9 protein-coding genes are annotated in these 7,183 nt (G+C 41.8%); 6 read left to right on the top strand and 3 right to left on the bottom strand.

Going from position 1 to position 7,183, the window contains the following annotated elements:
* Positions 1-188, bottom strand: a 188-nt coding sequence (locus tag F6J94_RS27095; protein WP_293045965.1) for a hypothetical protein, incomplete at its 3' end; no start/stop codon positions are given.
* Positions 189-747: 559 nt separating this feature from the next.
* On the opposite strand from F6J94_RS27095, the gene F6J94_RS27090 reads away from it, so the two are divergent.
* Complete coding sequence (locus F6J94_RS27090; RefSeq protein WP_293045963.1) at positions 748-1,947, top strand: glycosyltransferase; 1,200 nt, start codon at positions 748-750, stop codon at positions 1,945-1,947.
* A 111-nt stretch (positions 1,948-2,058) separates the two neighbouring features.
* On the opposite strand, the gene F6J94_RS27085 is transcribed toward F6J94_RS27090, so the two are convergent.
* The gene (locus F6J94_RS27085; RefSeq protein ID WP_293045961.1) at positions 2,059-2,322 is read right to left on the bottom strand and encodes a hypothetical protein; all 264 of its coding nucleotides are present in this window, start codon (positions 2,320-2,322) and stop codon (positions 2,059-2,061) included.
* Positions 2,323-2,556: 234 nt separating this feature from the next.
* Here F6J94_RS27085 and F6J94_RS27080 point away from each other — a divergent pair, with 234 nt between their 5' ends.
* From F6J94_RS27080 to F6J94_RS27060, 5 genes are all read left to right on the top strand, one after another.
* Positions 2,557-2,862: a hypothetical protein gene (locus F6J94_RS27080; RefSeq protein ID WP_293045958.1), complete on the top strand. Its 306-nt coding sequence runs from the start codon at positions 2,557-2,559 to the stop codon at positions 2,860-2,862.
* A gap of 277 nt (positions 2,863-3,139) precedes the next feature.
* A complete protein-coding gene (locus tag F6J94_RS27075; RefSeq protein ID WP_293045955.1) occupies positions 3,140-3,478 on the top strand; it encodes a hypothetical protein in 339 nt (112 codons plus the stop codon).
* A gap of 94 nt (positions 3,479-3,572) precedes the next feature.
* Entirely contained in the window at positions 3,573-4,550 is a 978-nt protein-coding gene (locus F6J94_RS27070; RefSeq protein WP_293045967.1) for a glycosyltransferase family 10, read from the top strand.
* Between the two features lie 6 nt (positions 4,551-4,556).
* Positions 4,557-5,564, top strand: a complete 1,008-nt coding sequence (locus tag F6J94_RS27065; protein WP_293045953.1) for an Npun_R2821/Npun_R2822 family protein — start codon at positions 4,557-4,559, stop codon at positions 5,562-5,564.
* 10 nt (positions 5,565-5,574) lie between these two features.
* Positions 5,575-6,495 (top strand): Npun_R2821/Npun_R2822 family protein, encoded by a 921-nt coding sequence (locus F6J94_RS27060; RefSeq protein ID WP_293024039.1) that lies wholly within the window; start codon positions 5,575-5,577, stop codon positions 6,493-6,495.
* Between the two features lie 55 nt (positions 6,496-6,550).
* Here the strand turns inward: F6J94_RS27060 and F6J94_RS27055 are convergent, their stop codons facing one another.
* Positions 6,551-6,700 carry a hypothetical protein gene (locus tag F6J94_RS27055; RefSeq protein ID WP_293021361.1) on the bottom strand — a complete coding sequence of 50 codons (150 nt, stop codon included), beginning with the start codon at positions 6,698-6,700 and terminating at the stop codon, positions 6,551-6,553.
* Positions 6,701-7,183: the final 483 nt, after the last annotated feature.

Raw genomic sequence — 7,183 nt, 5'->3', positions numbered from 1 at the left:
TGGCGCCGCGCCGCCCGCTGGGAACGCGAACGCAGCGCGGCGTTCGCCCACGCGCCTGCCGTCTCGATCAACAGCCAGATGAGCAGCAGGCTGGCGCCGATGCCGATGAGCTGGCCAACGGTGAGGTCGGTCGCCCCATCTGTTAAATGGGTTAACCAATCCGTTGCCCCATCTTCAATAGCAGACACTAGCATAAGCATATGCGCTACAGATGGTGCTACTTGAGGTGCCGTCAGCCGTGAGCTAAAAGCTCACGCTACTTGAGGTGCCGTCAGCTTAAAATAAACCTCGTTCGCGTAGCATGCCCATCGCGCAAACAGGATAATTTAATAGTTCGAGATTAATCAGAATTGAAAGTCTGGGGATTTGCGAACAGCTTTGTGGCACAGGCTTCGACGCTGTGACCCATCGCGCATAAGCTGATACGCGACACGCTGATAGCTGAATGCTTACACACTAGCAATCGCCCTATTGCTGGAAATTAGAGATGTCCGGACGGGATGGTTTGATGAAAAGTAAGAGTGTTATAGCACTACGCATTAAGCTTAGGACATTCCTAAACTCAGCAAACTTAGTCATAGCTTACTTCTGACTTCTGACTTCTAACTTCTGACTTGCGCGTAGCGCTATATAAGGGGATAGCTTGGTAAAATTTGGGCAGTATGGTGGTAGAGATCTCAGTAAATAGACTACTTAAGTATTAATTGCAAACAGACTATCTGATCAATTAACACTTCTTAACTAATAATGAATAAACACTATATCTTTTTTACCAGAAGTACTTTACCATTACCCAATGCTGCCCACTTAGTTCATGATGTCAATTCCGCCAATGCTGCTGCTAACCTTGGTTATTCTACTGTTTTAGTCTATCTCCACCCCCCAGAGAAATCCCTAAATCCCTTAGACTGGGTTTATCCCTTTAGGCTCCAACAGCCACCGGAAAACGTGACCAAGTTTTACAGTATTCAGGATCAGCTCAAGGTGGCTCCCCTAGCTATGCCTTGGCCCATTGGTCACATCAAAGGCAAACTGACTAGCCCCAGCACAATCGTTTGTCGTTACTATTTTCCAATTCATATTTTTCCCCATACTCAAATCTTACACACGTTGGATTGGAATTTAGTCAAAACAGCCATCAAGCATGGTATACCAGTCATTTATGAGCGGGAACATTATAAAAAAAGTGACTATGATCAATCCATTGTCCAAAACCCACTTTTTCAAGTCGCAGTCACCGTAGCTGATAATATTCGGGACGATATGATTCGTAGGGGTATGCCCCCAGAAAAGATTATCAAACTCCATAGTGGCTTCAATCAGTCTTTTTTAGTAAGACAACCAGAACAAGCCTCTGAATGGCGCAAAAAACTTTTGGTGGATAACCGCCAAAAGTTAGTGGTCTATTCAGGAGGACTCTATCGCTTCAAAGGGGTAAACTTATTAGTTGATGTTGCTAAGGAATTACCACAGATTCAATTTGTCTTTGCTGGTGGCAATGAATCTCAAGTACAGTCTTATCAGCAGCTAGCTAAAGAAAAACAAGCTAACAATGTTACCTTCTTAGGTTATATTCCCCACCAGCAGCTTCCCAGCTTACTCCAAGCTGCTGATGTTTTGGCTCATCCTCACTGTTCTGGTGAGGCGGCTAGCTTTACCTCTCCTCTGAAGCTCTTTGAGTATATGGCTTCAGGAACTCCGATTGTGGCAACGGAAATTCCTCCGTTGATGGAATTTAAATCGTCCAGTGCTATTGCTGGCTGGTGTCAACCAGATAACCCAGCTCAATTGACTCGTTGCCTCCAGCAGGTATTAGAAACCTATCCCAGAAACGTGAATGGTTATGCTGCTCAAATTGAGTGGGGGAGTCAGTTCTCTTGGGAAAATAGAATGGCCAAAATTATGAGCAATGTAGCAGAATATATGCATCCTATAATATCTGATTAATACGGTTACATTTAGGGTTAAAGTAAGCATTTAGCTATTAGCTAATGGGCTACAGATGGTGCTACTTGAGGTGCTTTTGAATCAAAGAGGTAAGCATTCGTTTAATCTCAGTTAAGTCAAAGCGCTTGTGGCCTGTGCCACAAAGCACCTCAAGTAGCGTGGCCAAGGGCTTTTCACCAGACTTTCAATTCTCATGAATCTCTCAATAATTAAATTATACCCAAAGAGGTTTATGTTAAACTTTTGGCGTAGCGTGAGCCATTCGCGTAGCTTGGCCAACGGCCAAGGCTCACGGCTGAGCACTGATGGCTGAGCACTGATGGCTGACAGAGGAGTACCCACCAGCTCCTGATAAGTGGGTATAAATAAACCCACTTACTGATCTCAATTTCGGTTATGCTTACTAAAAATACTTATAGATCTCGAGAGCTCGAGATCGGGGGATGATATGATGAGGATATCAGCTAAAGAAGAGGAAAGAATAAGACATGACCACATGACCATGTCAGCCTCCTTCACCTGATCGTTTCATGTCTAATCTAAGGACTTTATTAAAAACATTCTAAGATAAGTTTATCAAGGATCAGTTAACTAGATAGACTCATGACAATGCCCAACTTTTTAATCATAGGTGCAGCTAAGGCTGGAACTACTTCAATTTATCGATATCTAAAGCAGCATCCGCAAATCTACATGAGTCCTGCCAAGGAACCTAGGTTTTTTGCTTTTGAAGGTGAAAATTTAGATTTCCGTGGGTTAGGAGATGAAAAAGAAGCTGATTTCATTGTCACTAATCTTGACGCCTATCGTAACCTATTTAAAAAAGTAAATAATCAAGTAGCTATTGGGGAAGCATCTACAAGTTATCTCTACATTGCGAAATCTGTTGAACGCATAAAGTACTACATTACCTAAGGCAAAACTGATCGCCATTATTCGAGATCCAGCATAAAGAGCCTATTCCAACTATTTACATTTAATCAAGCAAGAGCGCGAACCACTGGATTTTGCTGAAGCTCTTGCCCAAGAAGAGGAGCGGATCAAAAATAACTGGTGGTCTTTCTGGTACTATAAACAACGGGGACTTTACTATGTCCAACTAAAGCGTTATTTTGATGCGTTTGACAAAAGCCAGATAAAGGTTTATCTATACGAATATTTGACTAATAATTCTCTAGGTATGCTGAAAGATATGTTTGTTTTTTTGGAGATAGACGATACCTTTACCCCAGATATATCTGAAAAAGTTAGGCAAGCTCCTCGCCTTCCCAAGAACAAAGCGTTGGAATCATTTTTGAACCAACCGCACCCAGTTAAATCAATTCTAAGTCCATTGCTTCCTACTGGCCTAAGGGATAAACTAGTTAACAAGATTAGATATTTAAATCGTGGTAAACCTAAGTTAGCACCAGCAGTGCGGAAGCAATTGATTGAATTCTATCGCGAGGATATCCTCCAGCTTCAAGATTTGATTGGTCGGGATATTTCCCAATGGCTAAAGTGTTTAAAATTAAGTGAAGCAGTAAGTTGACAATTAAGTTAAGTAAGTTAAGCTTAAACTAAGCTGATCAAATTATTATCAACTTCAAATTGATGAGTTAGGGAATTAAGCTATGTCCAAAACTATGGACAAAAAAGTTATCGGTATGATAAGTAGCTATAAGGCACTGAAACCCAGTCCTGTTGATTGGCTATGGAAGCAAACCCCTCGTCCTTTGGGGGTTTGGAAAAATATTCAAATGATAGCTACTGCACCTCAACCGGATTTTTTACTGCTATACAACTTTAACGAATTTTATGACATCAAACCAGTTAAACCCAAATTTGGCAATTTTTTTGGGCTAGCTCACAAGCCCCCTGAGCCTAAGGTCGCAGATCTCAAGACTCTCTGGCGGGGAGTGCCGAAAGAACGGATTATTTCTTTGGTGCGGGAACCTCCCTTCCCAGAACGGGAAGAGATCCGAATTAATGAATATAAGCAAGCTCAGGAATACTGTGGCTATGTATGTGGTCCTGATGATTTTGCGCCAATTCCTGACTATATGCCTGCTATTTCATACCACAACAATTCGTTTCGTGAATTGCATGAAATGGGACCACCTGAAAAAGCTCGTTCCTGTTGTTGGATTACTTCCGGTATTGCTCGCACGGCTAATCATCGTCAGCGTTTGGCGTTTTTGAGGCTGTTGAAGGACAGTAATCTAGAATTTGACGTGTATGGACGGGATTTGCCAGACTGGGTAAACGGATATGGAAAAGTAGGGAATAAGTGGAATGCGATGGCTCCTTATTACTACAACCTGGCGATTGAAAACTATGCTGGTAATGATTGGTATGTGAGTGAAAAGTTGTGGGATGCTTTATTAGCCTGGTGCTTACCCATCTACTATGGTGGTTCTGCTGCTGATAAATTATTGCCTCCAGGAAGCTTCTTGAGACTGCCAAGTGAGGATGAAAAGGGCTTAGCTTACATTCAGGAGGTGACGGCTACACCGGATGCGTGGCATGAGGCTCTAGATGCGATCGCAGAAGCACGTCAAATTATTTTACATGAGTTGAATTTACTCAACTTCTTGTCTAAGGTAGTGGAAAAACTGGGGTAAGTCTAGATGAGCACAGGAATTTATACATTGGCTAATGATGTGGTTTACAACCAACTGGTAGCACTGCTCAATAGCATAGAGGTTAATGCTGGGAAAGAGACTCCAGTTTGTGTAATTGCCTACAATGATCAGTTAGACAAGGTCCGTCAAGAAATTGCCACCCGAGATAATGTAACGTTGCTGGATAATCCAGAACTATTTGCCCGTTGGGAAGAGTTTTCCTACCATGTCTGGAAAACTCACCCTGATGCCTTGCAAGAATGGCAGGAAAAAGGCATTAAGACGAAATTCTATCGGGTTGGTGAAAATCATCGTTACTGTGCCTTTGATCCAGAGAGTCCATTTGAAAAATTTATCTATCTCGATGCTGACACTCTGGTGATGGATTCCTTATATTTCGTCTTTAAGCAGTTAGATGAGAGTGATTTTGTGGTTTATGACTTTCAGTATAAAGACCCAGCACATATTTTTAACGTAGCCTCACCGAAGTTACTGGAAGTATTCGATGAATCCCAGATTAATTCAGAAATTTTCTGTTCTGGATTTTATGGGGCTAAGCGGGGATTATTTCCTGAAGAGCAGCGAGAATGGTTAGTTTCTCAGTTAGCTAATGGGGAAGCAGAAGTTCTGTATAAGCGAGCGCCTAACCAATCTGTACTCAACTACATGAGGATGAGGTCTGGGTTATCGATCCATAATTTGGCTCTGAGTTTGCCTAAAGATCAAAGAACAGGCAATTCCGTAACATCTCCTCACTTTGAAGTTCTGGATAATCTACTTTATGATCATGGGAATAGGCTGACTTATCTTCATTACATTGGAATCAAGTCAAAAGTTTTCAATAAACTGTGTGCTGGGGAGAATATCGACTTTCCATACCGGGATATTTTCTTACATTATCGATATTATCATCAACCAGAGAAACGTCCTCGGTTTACTACTAAAGCTAAACCTTACAACCAGCCTCCTAGTTTAACCACTAAAGTATTCAAGAAGTTAGGATTCAGTCGTTGAGGCAAATTTTATGAATCGTGGAATTTACATCACTGCTAATGACCGGGTGATTGAGCAGTCTATTGCGTTACTAAATAGTATCCGCTGCTACGATACCGATACCCCAATTGTTTTGATTCCCTATGATGACAATTATCAAAACGTCGCCCAAATTCTTCAAGAGTCTTATGGGGTAGAGATTTATCCAGATTTGGCGTTTATCGAACGCCTGTCTACTAAGCTACACGAAATTTTCGGGGAGGGATTTTTTGCTAGACCGAATCAGTTCCGGAAACAGGCTTGCTGGTTTGGAACCTTTGATGAATTTATTTATATCGATACCGATATCGTTGTTTTTGAGAAGATAGCGGATACTCTTGACTACCTGGCTGACTATGATTTTATTTGCTGTGATTACCAGCATGTCGGGGGAATTGCCAATGTTTTCACCCCCAAAGTTATTGAAGATAAGATTTTTAGTGAAGCGGAACTGAAGGATATCTTTAATGGGGGGTTTTGGGGAGCCAATAAAAATAAGATTAGTGAAGAAACTTTATATGAAACCTTTGCTGAGTGTGCGGCTAATCCCGAGTATTTTGACTTTTCCCAGAAAACCTCCGATCAGCCGATTATCAACTATATGATATTGAAGCAGATGCACCACCGATTTAATATTGTGCGTAGACCAGGGGGAGCTCCAGGAAATTGGGCAGGTAGTAAACAATTTCAAACCCAAGGAGTACGACTTATTGATCCAAATTTGAATCAACCCCTACAATATCTACACTGGGCTGGTATTCGTATTCAGCCTGGTTGTCCTTACTGGGATATCTGGAAACATTACCGCTATTTGAATGAACCTATGCCAGAGGATGAGTCTTTGCAGACTAAAACTCAGAAGAGCTTATGGGAACAAATTACCAACAAATTACACAAATCACTGAAAAAATAAAGCGGATTTAGTCCTAAAAAGGTGACAAAAAGGGTTAAGGGAATAGTGTTAGATGTCAGTTTGATTTTAATTGACTCACAACTTCCTCTGTAAAGTCCGATGCTGGAGAAGCAGAAGATGTTGAGTCGGTGCTGATTAAACCGAAATCTGACGATAAATAAAGTACTAAGGTGAAGGTTATAGCTAAGATAAGTTTTTCGAACATTTTACACTCCTCTAGTCGCAACGTCATCTAGTAGTAACGTTATTAAGTAGTTACCCCTATCTTCAGTATCCTGATTTTTTTTGGGATCGTAGGTGATCCTGTGGTAATAGGGGTTGTGACAATTGTCATAACCTTAGGTGACGTAAATCATCGACAAAAAGTTTCTTTTGTGCGAATAAAAATAGCTAGAGAGTGGGTTGACTCAGAGATGGGGTGATGGGGTGATCAGGTGATGGGGTGATGGGGTGACGTTAATTGAACAGATTTTGTGACGCATTCCCCCACCTGGCCTACGGCCACGCTGCGCGAACGTTCAGGTCCGGGTCAAGGAACGACAAATTGTGTTATAATTAATTTAGCTTGAGCGGTACGGCAAAGGACAGAACAAGATTCTGAGCAACCTAGAGGCACGACCTCTCAACGCCAGGGAAAACAAACCTATAAATCCTGTGTAGTCGGTTTATATACGTCAGACTCTAGGTA

The sequence above is a fragment of the Moorena sp. SIO1F2 genome, assembly GCF_010672755.1.
GTDB lineage: Bacteria > Cyanobacteriota > Cyanobacteriia > Cyanobacteriales > Coleofasciculaceae > Moorena.
This window is presented reverse-complemented; position numbering and strand designations above follow the sequence as displayed.